The organism is Blautia hominis (genome assembly GCA_002270465.1).
GTDB classification, from domain to species: domain Bacteria; phylum Bacillota; class Clostridia; order Lachnospirales; family Lachnospiraceae; genus Blautia; species Blautia hominis.
Genome location: NQOF01000005.1, coordinates 365,556 through 382,953, shown reverse-complemented (window position 1 = coordinate 382,953; position 17,398 = coordinate 365,556). Strand labels below are relative to the sequence as shown.

The 17,398-nt window shown below is 47.0% G+C and carries 15 protein-coding genes; 14 read left to right on the top strand and 1 reads right to left on the bottom strand.

Annotated features, from left to right (window positions below; genetic code table 11):
- Positions 1-33: 33 nt before the first annotated feature.
- Positions 34-2,274: a helix-turn-helix transcriptional regulator gene (locus CI595_RS18145; RefSeq protein WP_095175032.1), complete on the bottom strand. Its 2,241-nt coding sequence runs from the start codon at positions 2,272-2,274 to the stop codon at positions 34-36.
- Between the two features lie 186 nt (positions 2,275-2,460).
- Between CI595_RS18145 and CI595_RS26260 the strand changes: the two genes are divergently transcribed.
- The 14 genes from CI595_RS26260 (at position 2,461) to CI595_RS18085 (ending at position 17,312) form a co-directional block, all read left to right on the top strand.
- The gene (locus tag CI595_RS26260; RefSeq protein ID WP_162291917.1) at positions 2,461-2,667 is read left to right on the top strand and encodes a hypothetical protein; all 207 of its coding nucleotides are present in this window, start codon (positions 2,461-2,463) and stop codon (positions 2,665-2,667) included.
- Positions 2,621-3,565 carry an ABC transporter permease gene (locus CI595_RS18140; protein ID WP_242987008.1) on the top strand — a complete coding sequence of 315 codons (945 nt, stop codon included), beginning with the start codon at positions 2,621-2,623 and terminating at the stop codon, positions 3,563-3,565. Before CI595_RS26260 ends, CI595_RS18140 begins: the two co-directional genes overlap by 47 nt.
- A gap of 12 nt (positions 3,566-3,577) precedes the next feature.
- Entirely contained in the window at positions 3,578-4,477 is a 900-nt protein-coding gene (locus tag CI595_RS18135; RefSeq protein ID WP_095175030.1) for a carbohydrate ABC transporter permease, read from the top strand.
- Positions 4,478-4,500: 23 nt separating this feature from the next.
- Positions 4,501-6,063, top strand: a complete 1,563-nt coding sequence (locus CI595_RS18130; RefSeq protein WP_095175029.1) for an extracellular solute-binding protein — start codon at positions 4,501-4,503, stop codon at positions 6,061-6,063.
- A gap of 167 nt (positions 6,064-6,230) precedes the next feature.
- The gene (locus CI595_RS18125; RefSeq protein ID WP_095175028.1) at positions 6,231-7,376 is read left to right on the top strand and encodes a glycoside hydrolase family 88 protein; all 1,146 of its coding nucleotides are present in this window, start codon (positions 6,231-6,233) and stop codon (positions 7,374-7,376) included.
- A 531-nt stretch (positions 7,377-7,907) separates the two neighbouring features.
- Positions 7,908-8,048, top strand: coding sequence for a hypothetical protein (locus CI595_RS26690; protein ID WP_243135204.1), 141 nt, complete (start codon positions 7,908-7,910; stop codon positions 8,046-8,048).
- Entirely contained in the window at positions 8,048-8,374 is a 327-nt protein-coding gene (locus CI595_RS18120) for a hypothetical protein (RefSeq protein WP_243135203.1), read from the top strand. Before CI595_RS26690 ends, CI595_RS18120 begins: the two co-directional genes overlap by 1 nt.
- 141 nt (positions 8,375-8,515) lie before the next feature.
- Positions 8,516-9,211 (top strand): response regulator transcription factor, encoded by a 696-nt coding sequence (locus CI595_RS18115; protein WP_095175027.1) that lies wholly within the window; start codon positions 8,516-8,518, stop codon positions 9,209-9,211.
- Positions 9,199-10,119 (top strand): sensor histidine kinase, encoded by a 921-nt coding sequence (locus CI595_RS18110; protein WP_095175026.1) that lies wholly within the window; start codon positions 9,199-9,201, stop codon positions 10,117-10,119. The genes CI595_RS18115 and CI595_RS18110 overlap by 13 nt, the downstream gene beginning before the upstream one ends.
- Positions 10,120-10,211: 92 nt before the next feature.
- Positions 10,212-10,895, top strand: a complete 684-nt coding sequence (locus CI595_RS18105; RefSeq protein ID WP_095175025.1) for an ABC transporter ATP-binding protein — start codon at positions 10,212-10,214, stop codon at positions 10,893-10,895.
- Positions 10,896-10,907: 12 nt separating this feature from the next.
- The gene (locus CI595_RS18100) at positions 10,908-13,436 is read left to right on the top strand and encodes an ABC transporter permease (protein ID WP_095175024.1); all 2,529 of its coding nucleotides are present in this window, start codon (positions 10,908-10,910) and stop codon (positions 13,434-13,436) included.
- Positions 13,437-13,592: 156 nt separating this feature from the next.
- Positions 13,593-14,453: an AraC family transcriptional regulator gene (locus CI595_RS18095; protein WP_162291916.1), complete on the top strand. Its 861-nt coding sequence runs from the start codon at positions 13,593-13,595 to the stop codon at positions 14,451-14,453.
- Positions 14,454-14,534: 81 nt separating this feature from the next.
- On the top strand, positions 14,535-15,893 hold the full coding sequence (locus CI595_RS18090; protein WP_095175022.1) for an MFS transporter: 1,359 nt from the start codon (positions 14,535-14,537) through the stop codon (positions 15,891-15,893).
- 18 nt (positions 15,894-15,911) lie between these two features.
- Positions 15,912-17,312, top strand: coding sequence for a subtype B tannase (locus CI595_RS18085; RefSeq protein WP_095175021.1), 1,401 nt, complete (start codon positions 15,912-15,914; stop codon positions 17,310-17,312).
- Positions 17,313-17,398 lie beyond the last annotated feature (86 nt).

Here is a 17,398-nt window from a genome sequence, read left to right as displayed (position 1 = left end):
AGCAGCCACAGATAGGGGCTGCTGTACAGCGGTTTATTTTTTCTCCATCACATATTCCGCATATTTCTGGGGTGTCAGTCCCGTGTATTTGCTGAATACCCGGATGAAGGTATTGGAACTGTTGAATCCGGTCATGGCGCTCAGGTCTTTTGTCTTGAGGGAAGGGTCTTTTTCCAGCAGGGCTTTTGCCTGGTTGATGCGGTAATTGTTCAGGTAGTCCTTAAAGTTGTTGTCACTGAGCTGCTTAAAAAGGATCCCGCAGTATTTGGGCGATATATTAAACTGGTCTGCCAGGTCGTTGAGCATGATGTTGTCCCGATAGTTCCGGTGTATATAGTCCAGCATACGGGAGAGGACAGCTTTATCCTGGGTATGGGTGCGGCGGTTCTTTTCCCTGATGATCTCCGAAAGGACTGTTTTGATACCGGTTATGGTCACGGAGTCTGCCCAGTGGGTGTACCAGTGCTCATAATCAATGGGGCGGCCGATAAACTCCTCCGGGGTGGTCTTCAACTCCTGGAAGACGCGGTTCACGGTGCCTATGAGGGCATAGACAAAGTTCTGCAGAACCTCCATGGACAGACGTTTATGCACCAGATTCTCACGGATCAGATCATCAAACAGCCCAAGGGCCTGCTCTTGTCCGTCTGTCACTTCCTGGATCAGTCTATTCTCCATAGAGAGAGGGTAGGAGTAGGTGGAAGAATCCAAGTCCGCGATCTGTGCGTGTGTGATGATCTTGTCGTGAGGAAGTGTGGGCAGGTATTCCGCTATTTTCAGGGTTTCCTGGTAGCAGCGGTGCAGGTTTTCAAAGCCCTGCTTCACAGAGCTGAGGACAATCTGCTCCTCCCAGTATTTGCCTTCCTCCTCCGCATCCGGATAAACGGACATTACCTGGGCAGCCAGGGATTTGGCATGTTCGGGGCTGTCTGACATGAGGATAAGCGCGCACCGGTACATGGAGAGCTTTACGAACACCACATCCTTCCTCTTCACACAGCTTTGGAAAATAAGGTTTTTGTAGAGTTCAAGCTGGCAGAAGCTGCTGTCATCCGGGGCATGGGCGGAGTCGGGGGAAAAGCAGATAAGCCCCACGCAGAAACGGCTGCTGTCAGGAAAATAGGGTTTCTCCTTAGGTGCCAGATAACCATTGGGATCTGTGAGCAGATTCTGATAATACTGCTGTGCAAGTAAGGCGTTTGTGGTCTTCTTGGTTGCCAGCAGGCTATGGTTCAGGCTCTGCATCTTTGCCAGGTTGTCATTTAGGATCTCAAATTCATCGTAGCGCTGTGCCTCCTCTTTGATATGGGGCTGCAGGACCTGATAAAGGGGCCGGTACAGAAGATTTGCCACATAGTAAAATACAGCGCAGAGGAGCACAAAAATAATAAGGACGCAGAGCAGATACAGGAAGATATTTGCCGCGTTCAGGCTGTACCGGTCATAGAGGTATGAAATATCCCAGTTCATGGACAAAAGGCGGGTATTTGCCACATAGTAACCTGACTTTTTAACCACCTTCCTGTTTCGGTCCATCTCTTTCTGCAGGGATTTAAACAGGGAAACATCCGTCTCATCCAGGGAACTGGGGATGAAAAGCCCGTCTGTGTTGGATATCCAGTAATTCTTGGGTGTGGCGGTGCCAACAAGAGAGCTTATAGGGATATCTGCCATGTAAATGCATGTGCGGGGCTGTTTATATCCTTTGATCAAATAATAGAGGGAGTCCAGTGCCCCCTTCTCATCATAGTGGGGAATCACGTAGGGGAACATCTTTTTATCAAAATAGTCCTGTATATCGGTCATGTCTTTCTCAGCCAGGTCCTTTTTCTCCAGGAATTCGGACATGGAGAAGGAACCCTCCGGGGACAGGACGGTGGAGTGTGTATGGTCATCAAAATCAATCTGTCCGTTGTTGAGGATCAGATATACCTGAAAGCGGGTGTCCACGGCGCCGGCATATTTCAGCAGTGCTTTCTGTGCCTGGGAGGACAGGAGATAAAAGTCCTGTGTGCCCTCTGAGACAGACCAGTCTTTTATGAGGGAGTCATTCACGATGTCTGTCATGGTGTTGGAGATCTCCTTCAGGGAGGCTGCACTCTTCTCCTCCAGAATGGTCCTGGACAAAGTGATGGAGCTTATGTAAGACTCCTCCCAATGCTGCGACAGGAAAATTCCGGAGACAGATGCAAGAACCAGCGTTACCACGGCGGCTAAGAGCATGAATATAAATTTTAATTTTTGGTGGTATATACCGGAAGGCTGTTTCAGCATTTGCGGGACCTCCTTTTCATGGGGATTGTTGTGGATCATGTATGCCTCAGGCAAAGAAGCTGTGCCTCTCAAGGTATAGATTATAATTGCATTTTGATGATTATTCAAGTGAAAGCGCCTGATTTTATGAGGGTTCGGATAAAATGGTGATGTTTTGAAAAATGGTGATATAGCAAAAACGGAGGGATGATTGAAAAACAGGGATTGGAAGAAAACTGTGTATTCCAAAAAACAGGCGAAAAAGAGGCCGGAAAATTTGATGATTTACTTTTAAAAGATTATCCGTTAAGGTTGGTCTATCGACTCGAAGCGCTTCGATATGGAAGAAAGGAGAGAGAAGAGGACATTGGCAAAACAACAAATAAAAACACAGAAGAAAAGAAATTTTTCTGATGTCATAAAGAAAATGGTTTCCGGCAAAGAATTATACCTTTTGCTGCTTCCCGGCATTATCTGGTACCTTCTGTTTGCATACCGGCCTATGACGGAGCTGAAGATTGCATTTTATGATTACAATGTATTCCAGGGAATCAAGGGCAGTACCTTTGTGGGACTGCAGAACTTCATTGAATTTTTTAAGGGGAAGGATTTTCCAAGGGTACTGAAAAATACCCTGATGATCTCTTTCTGGCAGTTACTGATCTGCTTTCCGCTGCCCATCGCGCTGGCTGTCTGTGTGACGGAGATGAAGAATAAGTTCGTCAGCAGGATGACCCAGATGTCCACCCTGCTGACACACTTTATATCTGTGGTGGTAGTCTGCGGTATTGTGATCAACTTCCTGTCACCCAGTACAGGCGTCATCAATCTGGTGCTGCAGAAAATGGGTGTAGACCCGGTTTACTTTATGACAAAGCCGGAATACTTTAAAGGGATATACACATTGATGACCTTGTGGCAGAATGCGGGATTCGATGCGCTTGTGTACATAGCGGCCATCATGGGGATTGACCCGCAGCTTTATGAGGCAGCCACTGTGGACGGGGCTGGGAAGATGAAGAAAATCACCCATGTGACCATTCCGGCCATTGTACCTACCATAGTGACCATGCTGATCCTGAAGCTGGGAGGCATCATCAAGGTGGGATATGAGGCGATCCTGCTTCTGTACCAGCCGGCAACTTATTCGGCAGCGGATGTTATCTCTACCTATTCTTACCGCCTGGCATTTGAAAACGGAAACTACGGGCTGTCTGTGGCTGCAGGGCTGTTTGAATCCGTGGTGGCATTCGTCATGGTCATTCTTGCAAACCGATTCAGCAAGAAGATTTCCGACAACGCATTATGGTAAGGGGGAAGTAAGATGGCAGGAAATAAAATAAAACAAGGGCAGGTTATCGGGCTGGGAGAGAAGATATTCAACGCTGTGATGGTCATTCTCGGTGTTCTGATTACCTTTATTGCCCTTTATCCCATATATTATGTACTCATTTCTTCTTTCAGCAAGCCGTTTTTTGTGGAAAACGGGAATGTGCTGCTGAAGATCAAGGAGTTCACCACAGCCAGCTACGAGGCAGTATTTAAGAGGGACGGGCTGTGGACCTCCTACGGAAATGCGATCTTTTACACCGTCTTCGGACTGATGGCAAATATGTTCTTTACCACCACCATGGCGTACGCTCTGTCCAGGAAGTATCTGATCGGAAGAAAGATACTGACGTTGTTCACGGTTTTTACCATGTGGTTTAGTGCTGGGATCATTCCTACTTATATGAATTTCAACAATCTGGGACTGCTGAATACCAGGACAGCGATCATCTTTGGATTTGCCATTGAGACCTATAACCTGATCATCATGAAGAGCTTTTTTGAGCAGGTCCCGGAGGCTTTGGAGGAGGCTGCATTTATTGACGGCGCGGGGCATTTCAGGGTATTCTGGAACATATATCTGCCGCTGTCAAAACCGGCACTTGCCACCGTGGGATTATTTTACGGAATCAGCAGATGGAACGGATACTTCTGGGCCATGCAGCTTTTAAAAGATGACAGCAAGATACCTCTGCAGGTATTCCTGAAAAAACTGATCGTGGAGCGGGTATCCAATCCGTCTGACGCTGCGATCGTGACAAAAGCATCCCTGACGTCACCCACGACTCAGGTATATGCATTGATCATACTGGCGATTGTGCCCATGATCATAGTATTCCCTTTCATTCAAAAATATTTTAAATCAGGCCTCACCGTGGGCGGTGTCAAAGGCTGATCATAAACGGAGGATTATCAGATATGAAAAGAAAACAAATAACAGCATTATTACTGACAGCAGTTCTGGGCGTATCCCTGGCATTTGGGACAACAGGATGCGGAAAAGAGGAGACCGGGAAGGCGGCCGCTTCAAAAGAGGATGGAAGTAAAGAATTCTCGGCCTTCATGTTCCTGTCAGGTACACCTTTTAATTCAGACTGGGAAGTGTGGAAAGAGGTGGAGAAAAAGACAGGCGTGAAGTTGAAGGGCGTGGTTGCCTCCTCCAACTCTGACTATGCCACAGCGTTCCAGAATATGGTGGCATCGGGGCAGCTGGCAGATATCATCGCGTGTGACCTGACAACAGATATCGAGAAACTGGGCAAAGACGGCGGCGTGATTCCCCTGAACGACCTGATCGAGGAACATGCGCCGAATATCAAAAAAGCGCTGGATAATGACCCGAATCTGAAATACCAGGCAACTGCAGAGGACGGAAATATCTACAATATCCCACTGGGAAAAGAGCTGAAGTCCTCTCAGTTCTATTGGATCCGCCAGGACTGGCTGGATAAACTGGGGCTGGAGGTTCCTACAACAGTGGATGAACTCCATGATGTACTTACCGCATTCAAGAATGAGGATCCCAACGGCAATGGACAGGCAGATGAGATCCCTCTGTTTGACCGTTCCGCTACCGCTGAGACAGAGATGGGTGAGTACCTGGCTTTGTGGGATTCCAGTGCATCCTTCTATCCCCGTGACGGAAAGATCACGTACGAACCTCTGACAGACAATTATAAAACAGCAGTGAAGAACCTGGCCCAGTGGTATAAAGAGGGCCTGATCGATCCGGAGATCTTCACGAGAGGCATGTCAGCAAGGGATACACTGCTCAGCAACAATACAGGGGGCTTCACCCATGACTGGGTCAGCACAGGCAATTATAATGATTCTCTGGGCGCGGATATACCGGGATTCAATATGGTGGCGATCGCGCCTTTAAAGGACCAGAACGGAAATGTGAAGGAACGTGACTACCGCTATGCAGAGTGCGGATGGGGCATCTCCTCCCAGTGCAAAGACCCGGAGGGTGCGATCGAATTCATGGATTTTATGTTCACGGAAGAAGGTTCAGACCTGATGAACTGGGGAATCGAGGGCAAGACTTACACTGTAAACGATAACGGGGAGAAGGCCTTTACAGAGGAAGTATTTAACTCCGGGCTGGCACCGGTAGAGTATCTGCGTTCCCTGGGTTCCCAGTACCGTGCGGGATATATCCAGGCAGCAGACTATGAGTATGCAACTATGAATGACGCAGGAAAGGCTGCAAATGAACTGTACGATGCACATGATGAGTGGTTCAGCGCGCCGAAACTGCCGGAACTGAAGCTGAGCACAGACGGTATGGATGAATATAAGAGCATCATGTCCGGAATCCAGCCCATTGTATATGAGAAGCTTCAGAGCTGGATCCTAGGTTCCAGTAATATAGATGATGAATATGATGCGTTTATTCAGGAACTGAGGGATAGGGATATTGAAAAAGCGATTGAGATCCAGCAGACAGCATATGACAATTATGTGAAAGTAACAAAATAGGAAACTGCGGAGGCAGTGGATACGGATACAAATGAATAGATGAGGATGCTGCCGCAGAATAGTTCATTCCGTGGGATGTGGTCTCTGGCTGTGCAGCCGGAACCGTATCCTGCAGAGGTGAGCTGTTCTGCGGCAGTTTTATGAAAGGATGACCAGAAGGAGGATATATGAGGCAGGAAAAATTACAGAATGCAGCCATGAGGGCAGTGGATATATTGAAAGGGAATCTGAAGGAGTATACATACAAATTTCCCGGTTCCAACAGTGAGAAACTTTTTTATCCAATCACAGAAAATGTAGAATGGACCACTGGTTTCTGCACAGGGACTTACTGGCTGGCCTATGAACTGACAGGGGATGAGAGCTTCAGGAGGTCAGCGGAGATACAGGTCAATAGTTTTTATGACAGGATAAAAAAGAAGATAGATGTGGAACATCATGACATGGGATTTTTGTACACCCCTTCCTGTGTGGCAGCCTATCAGCTTACGGGAAATGAGAGGGCAAAAGAGGCAGCCATCCTGGCCGCAGACCAGCTCATCAGCCGTTTTCAGGAGAAAGGGGAGTTTATCCAGGCTTGGGGAGAACTGGGTGCTGAGGATAACTACCGCCTGATCATAGATTGTCTGCTCAATCTGCCTTTATTGTACTGGGCTTTTGAGGTGACGGGGAAAGAGACGTACAGAGATATTGCCATCCGGCATACAAGGACCAGTATCAGGAATCTTGTGAGACCGGATTATTCTACTTACCACACCTACTTCTTTTGTCCTGAGACCGGGGAACCTGTGCGCGGTGTCACCGCACAGGGATACAGGGACGATTCCGCCTGGGCCAGGGGACAGGCATGGGGAATATACGGTACAGCGCTGGCTTACCGGTATACCGGGGACGAGTTGTGCAGGGAATTATTTAGGAAGGTGACAGATTTTTATCTTGAACACCTGCCCGAAGATATGGTTCCCTATTGGGACCTGAGCTTTTGGCAGGGCAGCAGTGAGCCGAGAGATTCCTCTGCCGCCGCAGCTGCAGCCTGCGGGATAATGGAAATGTGTGAAAATGGGGGGCTGAAGGGGGAAGAACAGTTTTTCTATGGAGATAAGGCAGAGGGGATGCTGGAGAGCCTGATCGACAATTACGCAGTCCTGTCGGACAAGGATGCAAACGGGCTGCTCCTCCACGGTGTTTACGCAAAGAGCAGCCCCTTCAACAGCGTGGCGGACAGGGGCGTTGATGAATGCAATCTGTGGGGGGACTATTTTTATCTGGAGGCATTGACCAGGAAGATAAAACAGTGGAAGACGTACTGGTAGGATGAGAAAAGGGCAAGGATAATCAAAATGGAGGAGAATGTTGTGGTATAAGAAGAGTAGCCAAGGAAAGGCAGGGTATCGGTCATGGATGCCCTGCCTTTGAACAGAGTTCATGTAAGCAAAATTTATGTAACAGTTCAGGCAGGTCTGCGCATTTACTGCGCTGACCCATTCTGCACCATATCGTGCTGGCTGCCTCGGGATTTTCATGCTTCCGGCATGAAAACGCCTCCCGGTACAGCGGCCTGTGTACAGTAACAATTTATGTGTCTGCGAGGTATGCAGGAAGTATATTGTGGTTGACATTAGAAACAGAAGATAGTATACTCTTGTCATCTGGATAACATTTCATTTTATCTGCGGCGGTTCAGCCGGAAATTCCAGAATGTGTAAAATTAAATATATGGGAATGAAAGGCTGTCTTTTATCAGGTGTTTTTTATTTTGTGCAAATTAACAATTGATATAATAAGCTGAATATTTTATATTTGAGATATAAGACCACTGCTTTTCCATTCCGGAAGGAGTGTTGATGAATAAAGGCAACGTAAAGCTGGAGTCAAAGGATGATGATATCTGTCAGGTGCTGTCTGATGAGGAGGTGTTTGCTGACTTATTTAACGGTGCGTTATTTAATGGACTCCAGGTGATCAGGCCGGAGATGCTACGCTGATGAAGGATAAGGAGGGCATGAAGGCTGCGCTTGAGGAAAATAAAGAGTATTACAGCCATATGGACAAAAAAAGGGGATGGGTACTGTCAAAGTTTTTAAACATCCCTGAATTAAAAACTGAAGATCAGGAAGGGGAAGTGGTAGATATGTGTACTGCAATTGAAGAAATGATCAGGGATGGAAGGGACGAGGGAATCACACAGGGAGAACGGAAGGTAAACCGTCTGATACAGATCTTACTGGAAGAATCTAAGCAGGATGAAATTACCAGGGCAGTCTATGATCAGCATTATCAGAAAAAGCTCTTTGAAAAATACGGTATATAGATACTTCGCTTTCAAGTTCCCTGTGGGCAGAAGTACTTTATGGGAGCGGAATCCCGTTTTCTTTGATTCAGGGATAGGATTTACAAAGAGATAATGATATACTATATTTCATAAAATCCTAAAAAGAGAGAGTATTGATCAATGAAGAGAATACTACTGATAGAAGATAACAAAGATTTAAATACAGGACTTACATATGACCTGGAATCAGAAAACTACAAAGTGTTTTCCGCCCTGACACTTGGTGATGGAATGTCCATACTCAGTGAAAAGGAAGTGGATCTGATCCTACTGGACGGAAACCTGCCCGATGGTGACGGATTTGACTTCTGCAGGTCAGTGAAGTCGGAGCGTGACATCCCTATTATTTTCCTTACAGCCAGGGACATGGACCGGGATGAAATGCAGGGATTTGACTGTGGTGCGGACGACTATATCACAAAGCCGTTTAATATGCCCATACTCCACAGAAGGATCAAAGCAGCCCTGCGGAAGGCTGCTGCGGACGGCGGCGAGCGGATCCAATATGATGACGGGCATCTGAAGATAGATTTCGATGCCATGGCAGCATCCCTGGGCGGGGAGCCTCTGACCATGACGCCCACAGAGTTTAAGATCCTGCGTCTTCTCATTGCCAATGCAGAGAGGGTAATGACAAAGACCCTTCTTTTGGAAAAAGTATGGGACAGTACCGGGAATTTTGTGGATGAACATGCCGTGGCTGTGAATATCAACAGACTGCGCAAGAAGATTGAATCCGAAGAACACCCATATATTAAGACCCTGTACGGTATGGGATATCAGTGGAAGGGGAAGAAAACAGAATGGAAAAATTGATCCTGCTCTTTTCCCTCATCTGCCTTTTGATCTCCATACTTATTATGATCAAAGTGAGAAAAAGGCTTGTTGAGTACACAAGCCAAATGAGTGACTGCCTGGATGCCATGATCGCAGGCCGTACGGACCTTGTATTTCAGGAGGAGAAGGACACTCTGACAGGTAAGCTGCATTCCAAGATGCACCGCCTGTATGAGATACTGGACCAGAAGTCCCGGGAAAATAAAATACAGCGCCAGCAGCTTGAAACCATAGTTGCAGATATTTCCCATCAGGTAAAAACGCCCATTGCGAATGTGAGGATGTATCACAGCCTTTTGCAGAAAAAGAATCTGGATGAGGAGAAAAAAGAACAGTTTCTGGGTGCGGCCCAGAGGCAGACAGACAAGCTGGAATTTCTCATGAAGAGTATGATCAAGATGTCCAGGCTGGAGACGGGTATTGTGGAAGTCCGGCCAAAAGAAAATCCCATCCGTGTGCTGCTGGAACAGGCAGTCTGTGACATTGCCCTGAAGGCGGAGGCTAAACAGATTGAAATAGAGATGGAATGTGCCGAAGGTCTGAGGGCAGTATTTGATAAGAAGTGGACGCTGGAAGCAGTCTTTAATATTTTGGACAATGCGGTAAAGTATACCGGACAGGGAGGGAAAATACAGATCAAAGCGCAGATAACCGATTTTTTTGTCCGCATAGGCATAAGGGATAACGGAAAAGGGATTGAGGAAGCGCGGCTGACGGAGATATTTAAGCGCTTTTACCGCGAGCCGGAAGTGGCAGACCAGGACGGTGTGGGGATCGGTCTGTACCTGGCACGGGAGATTGTCATGAAGGAAAGAGGATTTATAGAGGTGCGGTCAAAAACAGGGAAAGGCACAACATTTTATGTCAACCTGCCCACGGCACAGTAGAGAGATTATCTCAAACTTGTTACTTTTTTGAGAAGAGTTTGAGATAATCTTTTTGTATGCTATATTCATCAAAGGAAAGGCAGGAAAAAAGAATGGAATATATTTTAGAGACAAAAAATCTGAAGAAATACTACGGACAGGAGCCGAATATCACGAAAGCGCTGGACGGCATAGATGTGAAAGTGGAACGGGGAGAATTCGTATCAATCATAGGAACAAGCGGAAGCGGAAAATCCACACTGCTGAATATGCTGGGCGGATTGGACATTCCCAGTTCCGGAAGTGTAAAGATCAGGGGCAAGGAAATCGGCAGAATGAACGATGAACAGCTCACAGTATTCCGCAGAAGAAATATTGGGTTTGTGTTTCAGAATTATAATCTGGTACCGATCTTGAATGTGTATCAGAATATCGTGCTTCCCATAGAGCTGGACGGCAGTACGGTTGACAAGACTTATGTAGAGGAGATCATACATCTGCTCCACCTGGAGGAAAAGCTGGATAATCTTCCAAACAACCTCTCCGGAGGCCAGCAGCAGAGGGTAGCCATTGCAAGGGCGCTGGCAAGCAAGCCGGCTATCATCCTGGCAGATGAACCAACGGGAAATCTGGATTCCAAAACATCCCTGGAGGTTATGCAGCTTTTGAAAATGACCAGCACAGAGTTTGGCCAGACACTGGTTATGATCACCCACAACCCGGAACTGGCCCAGATCGCGGACCGTATGATCCATATCGAAGATGGAAAAATTGTAGAAAGAAAAGAAGATATTTAGGAGGATAGGGCTATGATGCTGAATAATAATAACAGAAAATTTATCAAGACCCTGTCCAATAACTGTCTGAAAGCCAATAGAAACAGGAATGTCATAGCTGTTCTGGCTATTATCCTCACGGCAGTATTGTTTACGGCACTTGCCACAGTGGCACAGGGAACGCAGGTATCCATGAAGGAGCAGATGCTGCGCCAGGCCGGGACGCGGTTCATGGTGTCCATCAAAAATCTGTCCCAGGAGGAAGCAGAAAGTCTGGTGCAGGATTCTGCTTTTTCAACGGCAGGTATGGAGAGATATGTTGCAAACGCTGTTAATAAGGAATTAAATAGTATAATGGTCTCCATCGGATGGCTTGACCGGACAAATGTAGAAAATAGTTTTATGGATCTGGAAAAGGGGCATTACCCGGAGAAAGATAATGAAATAGCCTGTGATTCTGTGGTCCTGGAACTTCTGGGACTTCCAAATGAAACCGGCACATCCTTCACATTGGAATATGAGACGATGGAAGGAATAAAAGAAGCAGAGATGACTGTGTGCGGAATCTGGAAAGGCATGAAACACGAACAGCGCTCCGTCATGATGGTTACGGAAGGTTTTGTGGAGAAAACCGTAAAGGATCTCAGCCCGGAATATGCGGAGCTGGAGAAAAACGCATATGCAGTCAGGGGAACCTTTCCGTCAGAAAAGGATATAAAGGAAAATCTGGACAAATTAGTAGAGAAAATGGGTTACGATCCTGAGGCCCAGCGCGGGGAAGAGGGATTTATAATACACAATACCAACCCGGTCTATGAGACAAAGTCAATGGATTCCGGGCAGACAATGATCACAATGGCTTTAGGGGTCATTCTTATTCTGCTGGCAGGATATCTTATCATCTATAATATTTTTAAGATCTCTATTGAAAAAGATATCCGTTTATACGGGCAGCTTAAGACCATCGGTACCTCACCGAAACAAATCCGGTATATGGTAAACCGTCAGGGAATGATGCTTTCTTTGGTAGGCGTTCCTGTGGGCCTCATTCTGGGATGGCTGCTGGGAAATGCCCTTCTTCCCCTGGTCATGGCAAGTACGTCTTACAGTGATACCATCTTTATTAAGCCGAATCTATGGGTATGGTTATTTGCGGCGGCATTTACACTCCTCACGGTGAGGATAAGCTGCAGCAGACCCGGAAAGATCGCAGGAAAGATCTCTCCGGTGGAGGCTTTAAAATATCACGGTGCCAAAAGCGGAAAGAAGAAACAGAAGAAAGGCATGGATTCCAAAAACCGCATTCTGCAGATGGCAGGCGCTAATCTTGGGAGAAATAAAGGCAAAACAGTATTGGTTATTTTATCCATATGCCTGAGTGTGATTCTGCTGAACAGTGTCTTAAACTTTACAGAAAGTATGGATAAAGAGGCGTATGTGCAGCATGAGACAGCAGCGGATTTTGATGTGCGGAGCGGAAATTTTCTGAAATCCGTGACAGAGGATTATCTGAAGGTGGTTCCTCAGAAGGAAGCGCAGGAACTGAAAGCGCTGGAGGGAATAAAAGATTTTACACAGGTATATGTAAGGATGCTTCCGGAGCAGCAGCTCACAGAGGGCAGAGAGGATTGCGGGAAATTAGTAAAGATAAATGGAGAGACCACACCTGATGACATAATGGAATTTGACAGAAACAGAATGTTATATGGATTTGATGAAAATGCCTTTAAAAGAGCAAAGCTCATAGAGGGGACCATTGACTATGAAAAGCTTTGTACAGGGGATTACGTTGTTGCAAACGGATCTTTGAGTGACAGGGGCGAATATGGGTATGAGATACAGGAGCTTCACGCTGGGGATGTCATAGAGGTGGAAATAGAGGGGGAGATGAAAGAATATACAGTGATGGCTGTCATCGGTACGTTAAACTCTCTGAACATGTCCTACAGCGCAGGCGGTTATGAGGCTATTACCTTTTCAGAATCCGTTTTCCGGGAGATGTTCCCGGAGAACCAGGACCCAATACACTGTCTGTTTGATGTTGAGGACGGTTACTTTGACAGTATCAATTCCTATATGGAGGATTTTACACAGGACAGCGGGCTGGCCCTGCAGTCAAGGCTCACTGCGGAGGAGGAGTTCGCGGAGATGCAGGGGACATACAATGCGGTGGGGATGATCGTAGCATTGATCCTGGGGATCATCGGTGTCCTGAACCTGATCAATGTGATCTTTACAGGAGCTATCGCAAGACAGCGGGAATTCGCATCCATGAGAAGCATCGGAATGACCAGGAAACAGCTCAAGAAGTTATTTGTGTATGAAGGGATCATATATGCAGTCCTGGCAGGGATGGCAGGAGTTGCCATCAGTGCCGTAGTATCGCTGACGCTGGTGAAAAGTTTTGCAAGTGGGTTCTGGTTTGCAAAATATCATTTTATCATCCTTCCTGCTATTGTTACCGCTCTGATCTGTCTTCTGCTGTCAGTGATCATCTCTGCGGTTGTGGATAAGGTTTGGAACAAGGGAAGTGTTGTGGAACAGCTTAGGGAAGTTGAGTAAATAGGACAGCCGGAGGACCCATGAGGGACTCCGGCTGTCTTTTCATTCCGGCTGGGAATCATTTGGAAGGGAAAAAGAATTGATTTTGCGTGCAGCAGCCTCTAAAATATTAAGGAGAAAGCGAGATATTGGATAATATGCATTGGGGTGATGAGCATGGGGGCTGAGGGTATCTGTCAGATTGTGGATTACAGGAGTAATCGACCGTACAAGGTGGAAGTGATAGAGGGTGGAAAGCCGGGCACGGGCATTATACTTGAACATTGGCATCCGGAGGTTGAGATCGTCTGTAAGATCAGTGGTACAGCAGAGCATTATGTGGATGGAAAGAGGTTCTTCTCGCATCCGGGTGATATTACCGTTGTAAACTCCCAGAGCCTTCACAAGGTTTATCCCGGACAGGAGGAGGAGGGGAAAAGGCAGGCCATTGTACTTCTGCTTAGAAGGGAGCTGGTGGACGCTATGATACCGGATTATCAGGATAAATATTTCTGCGTCACAGAGTCCCTGGACAGAGAAAAGATCATAAGCCTCATGACAGAGACGGCAGAGCTTTACAGCAGGCCTGAGCAGATAAACAGCCTGCTCATATCCAGCCGGATCTACGAGATCATGTATCTTCTGGCAAGGGACGGACTGGCGCCGAAAGAGGAAGCCATGCCAATCAACAAACAGAAGAACCAGGAACGTCTGAGGGGGATCATGAATTATGTGTCGGCCCATTACACAGAGCGTATCAGGCAGAAGGATGTGGCGCAGCGTTTTTATTTTACAAAGGAGTACTTTGCCAGATTTTTCAGGGAAAATACAGGCCTCACTTTTCAGGAGTACGTGCGCAGATTCAGGGTCAAAATGGCATACGAAGAGTTGGTCAATACAGACAAAACCATTATGGAGATCGCCCTGGGGCATGGATTCGGGGACGCAAGAGGATTTATCAATACCTTCAAGCAATATTACGGCACCACTCCCAAGCAATACCGCCAGTACAGTAAGAAACAGGATAATTTAACGTAATTTTTAAGATAACTGAGGCAATGAGAGTGTCTTTTATCTGTGATAAATTAATCTTATCAAAACGAAGGAGGAGTTTTTATCATGGATGAGAACAGAAAGACACCTATGATAACGAAAATTTTGTATGGGTGTGGAGCCGGGGGCGGCAATGTGATGAGTACCATTCTTGCCAGTTTTCTGCTGTCCTACTACACCGATACTGCGCTTATGGGCGCTGCGGCAGTCAGCACAATGTTTCTGATCAGCCGGGTGCTTGACGGGATCACGGATATTATAATGGGGGGTATTGTGGATAAGACCAATACCAGATGGGGAAAAGCAAGGCCATGGCTGCTTCTCGCAGGTCCTCTTATGGCAGTTGGCATGATCCTGATCCTGAATATGCCTATGGGATTTTCTGATACAGGGAAACTGGTGTATGCATACCTTACTTATATTTTCCTGAACTGTATTGTCTATACTATTTTCGGTATTGCGCACTCTGCACTGCTGGCACGGATGACTTTGGACTATGAGGACCGTACAACCACCAGCGCCGTAAGCTCCATTATGAACAATCTGGCAGGTATAGTGGTTGGTTCCGTGACCACAGGGCTTGTCCTGAAATACGGGTGGTCTGTGACGTCGGTTATCCTGGGAATCGCGGCCTGCATCCTGATACTGATCACATTTTTCGGTGTAAAAGAACACGTTGGCATTGACGCCGCCACCGGTAAAGTGAAGACAAAAGAAGTGCCTTTTAAGGATGCGGTTCCTGTGATCCTGAAAAACAAGTATTTCTTTATCATTATCTTTGTGGGTATCCTTACACTGGTTGTAAATGCCAACGCTATTGCTTCCATGATATTCTATTGTAATAATGTAGTGGGAGACCCTATGTTTATGACAACGCTTATGAGTATCGGACAGATTCCCGGTCTGGCCATTCTGCTGTTCATGCCGGCCCTGTCTAAAAAGTTCGGAAAGCGTCAGTTTATGCTGGCAGGAATTGTATTGATGATCATTGGTTTTGTGGTGCTTGGGCTGGCAGATGGGAACCGGAGCCTGGTACTGGCGGGGACTATTTTGAGGTCTATCGGCATCAGCCCTATTTTTGCGGGCATCTATGCTTTTATTGCAGACATTACAGATTACGGTGAGTGGAAATTCGGCATCCGTACAGAAGGACTGATCAGCTCCAGCCAGAGTGTGGGGTCTAAGATCGGTATTGGCCTTGGCTCCGGTCTTACCGGATGGATACTGGCGGCATTTGGATATAATGGGGCAGCGGCGGTTCAGTCTGCGGCAGCGGTATCCGGGATCAAATTTGCGTTTGGATGGCTGGGGGCTATTTTGAGCGTTTGCCTTCTGGTGGCAGTTCTTTTGATGGATGTGGAGAAATACATGCCGGAAATCAGGACAGCGCTGGAGAAAAAACATGGGCAGGCAGTCCATGAGTAAAAGAAAGGGGAACAGAACATGCAGTTTGACAAAGAAAAATTTACGGTGGAGGAGATAACTTTAGGGGAGGAGACAATTCGATTCCGGGCATTCCGAAACTTGGTATATGTAGACAGGCCGGTCAATAAGGCGTATCAATCTATGAACATCTTTGTGCCGGAGGACCTGTATGAGGGGAAAGAGATCAATGGATACAGCCTGGAAACCGCTCCGGTATTTATGCCTAATACAGTCGGCGGCTATATGCCGGGGGATCTGGATGAGCCGGGGTATGACAAATTTAAGCCGGGTATCCCCAATACGATATTTAAAGCCCTTCTGCATGGATATGTGACGGCAGCGCCGGCAGTCCGGGGACGTGTGCAGAGGGATGAAGAGGGGAGATACACAGGAAAAGCCCCTGCATGTGTGGTGGATCATAAGGCGGCTGTCAGGTATCTGCATTACTTTAGCAGTGAGCTGCCGGGGGATGAAGGTAAGATCATCACCAACGGGACCAGTGCAGGAGGTGCCCTGTCCTCCCTTATGGGCAGTACGGGGAACCATCCCGACTATGAACCTTATTTGGGGGAACTGGGGGCTGCTAAGGCCGGGGATGAAATTTTTGCGGCATCCTGCTATTGCCCTATTACCAATCTGGACCATGGGGATATGGCCTATGAATGGCAGTTCTGCGGGGTAAATGATTACCACCGGATGAATATGAAGATGGAGGAGGGCGGACGCCCATCGTTTACGCCGGAGGATGGTGTCATGTCGGAGGAACAGATTCAGGTGTCAAAGGAACTGGCAGAACAGTTTCCGAGTTATGTAAACTCTATTGGGCTGAAGGATGAAGAGGGCAACCCGTTGACTCTGGAACCTGACGGCAGTGGAAGTTTTAAGCGGTTTGTGGAGAAGATGGTGTTAGGATCTGCCCAAAAGGCGGTCAATGCAGGTATGGACCTATCTGATAAGAGCTGGCTTGCCATAGAGAACGGAAAGGCAGTGTCTATGGATTTTTCCGGATACGTGAAGGATATCACCAGAATGAAGACAGCACCGGCATTTGATGACCTGTCACTTTGCAGCCCCGAGAACGATCTGTTTGGAAATGGGGAAGTGAACTGCCGCCATTTCACAAAATATGCAGAAGAAAACAGCAAGGCTGGTGGGCAAATGGCGGAAGACACAGTGATCAGAATGATGAATCCCATGTATTATATAGAAGATGACAGGGCCGAAAAGGCAAAGTATTTCCGGATCCGCCACGGTGAATGTGACAGAGATACTTCTCTGGCAGTCTCTGCGATCTTATTTGCAAAACTAAGGGAAAAGGGATGTCAGGCAGACTATCATTCCCCCTGGGGGATCCCTCATGCAGGGGATTATGATCTGGATGAGCTGTTTGCATGGATTGACGGAATTTGTAAGAAATAAAGAAGTGAACAAAAAACAGCAGGCGGCTTTTACGGCTTTCCTGCTGTTTATTGATTCCTGTGTATTTTTATTTGGTTATCTGTCAT

What these genes read in the sequence shown, in the direction of transcription:
- CI595_RS18125 (WP_095175028.1), top strand. Translation starts at nt 6,231, where the DNA reads ATGAGGCAGGAAAAATTACAGAATGCAGCCATGAGGGCAGTGGATATA.
- CI595_RS18130 (WP_095175029.1), top strand. Translation starts at nt 4,501, where the DNA reads ATGAAAAGAAAACAAATAACAGCATTATTACTGACAGCAGTTCTGGGC.
- CI595_RS26260 (WP_162291917.1), top strand. Translation starts at nt 2,461, where the DNA reads ATGATTGAAAAACAGGGATTGGAAGAAAACTGTGTATTCCAAAAAACA.
- CI595_RS18100 (WP_095175024.1), top strand. Translation starts at nt 10,908, where the DNA reads ATGATGCTGAATAATAATAACAGAAAATTTATCAAGACCCTGTCCAAT.
- CI595_RS18145 (WP_095175032.1), bottom strand. Translation starts at nt 2,274, where the DNA reads ATGCTGAAACAGCCTTCCGGTATATACCACCAAAAATTAAAATTTATA.
- CI595_RS18110 (WP_095175026.1), top strand. Translation starts at nt 9,199, where the DNA reads ATGGAAAAATTGATCCTGCTCTTTTCCCTCATCTGCCTTTTGATCTCC.
- CI595_RS18090 (WP_095175022.1), top strand. Translation starts at nt 14,535, where the DNA reads ATGGATGAGAACAGAAAGACACCTATGATAACGAAAATTTTGTATGGG.
- CI595_RS18120 (WP_243135203.1), top strand. Translation starts at nt 8,048, where the DNA reads ATGAAGGATAAGGAGGGCATGAAGGCTGCGCTTGAGGAAAATAAAGAG.
- CI595_RS18095 (WP_162291916.1), top strand. Translation starts at nt 13,593, where the DNA reads ATGGGGGCTGAGGGTATCTGTCAGATTGTGGATTACAGGAGTAATCGA.
- CI595_RS18105 (WP_095175025.1), top strand. Translation starts at nt 10,212, where the DNA reads ATGGAATATATTTTAGAGACAAAAAATCTGAAGAAATACTACGGACAG.
- CI595_RS26690 (WP_243135204.1), top strand. Translation starts at nt 7,908, where the DNA reads ATGAATAAAGGCAACGTAAAGCTGGAGTCAAAGGATGATGATATCTGT.
- CI595_RS18085 (WP_095175021.1), top strand. Translation starts at nt 15,912, where the DNA reads ATGCAGTTTGACAAAGAAAAATTTACGGTGGAGGAGATAACTTTAGGG.
- CI595_RS18115 (WP_095175027.1), top strand. Translation starts at nt 8,516, where the DNA reads ATGAAGAGAATACTACTGATAGAAGATAACAAAGATTTAAATACAGGA.
- CI595_RS18135 (WP_095175030.1), top strand. Translation starts at nt 3,578, where the DNA reads ATGGCAGGAAATAAAATAAAACAAGGGCAGGTTATCGGGCTGGGAGAG.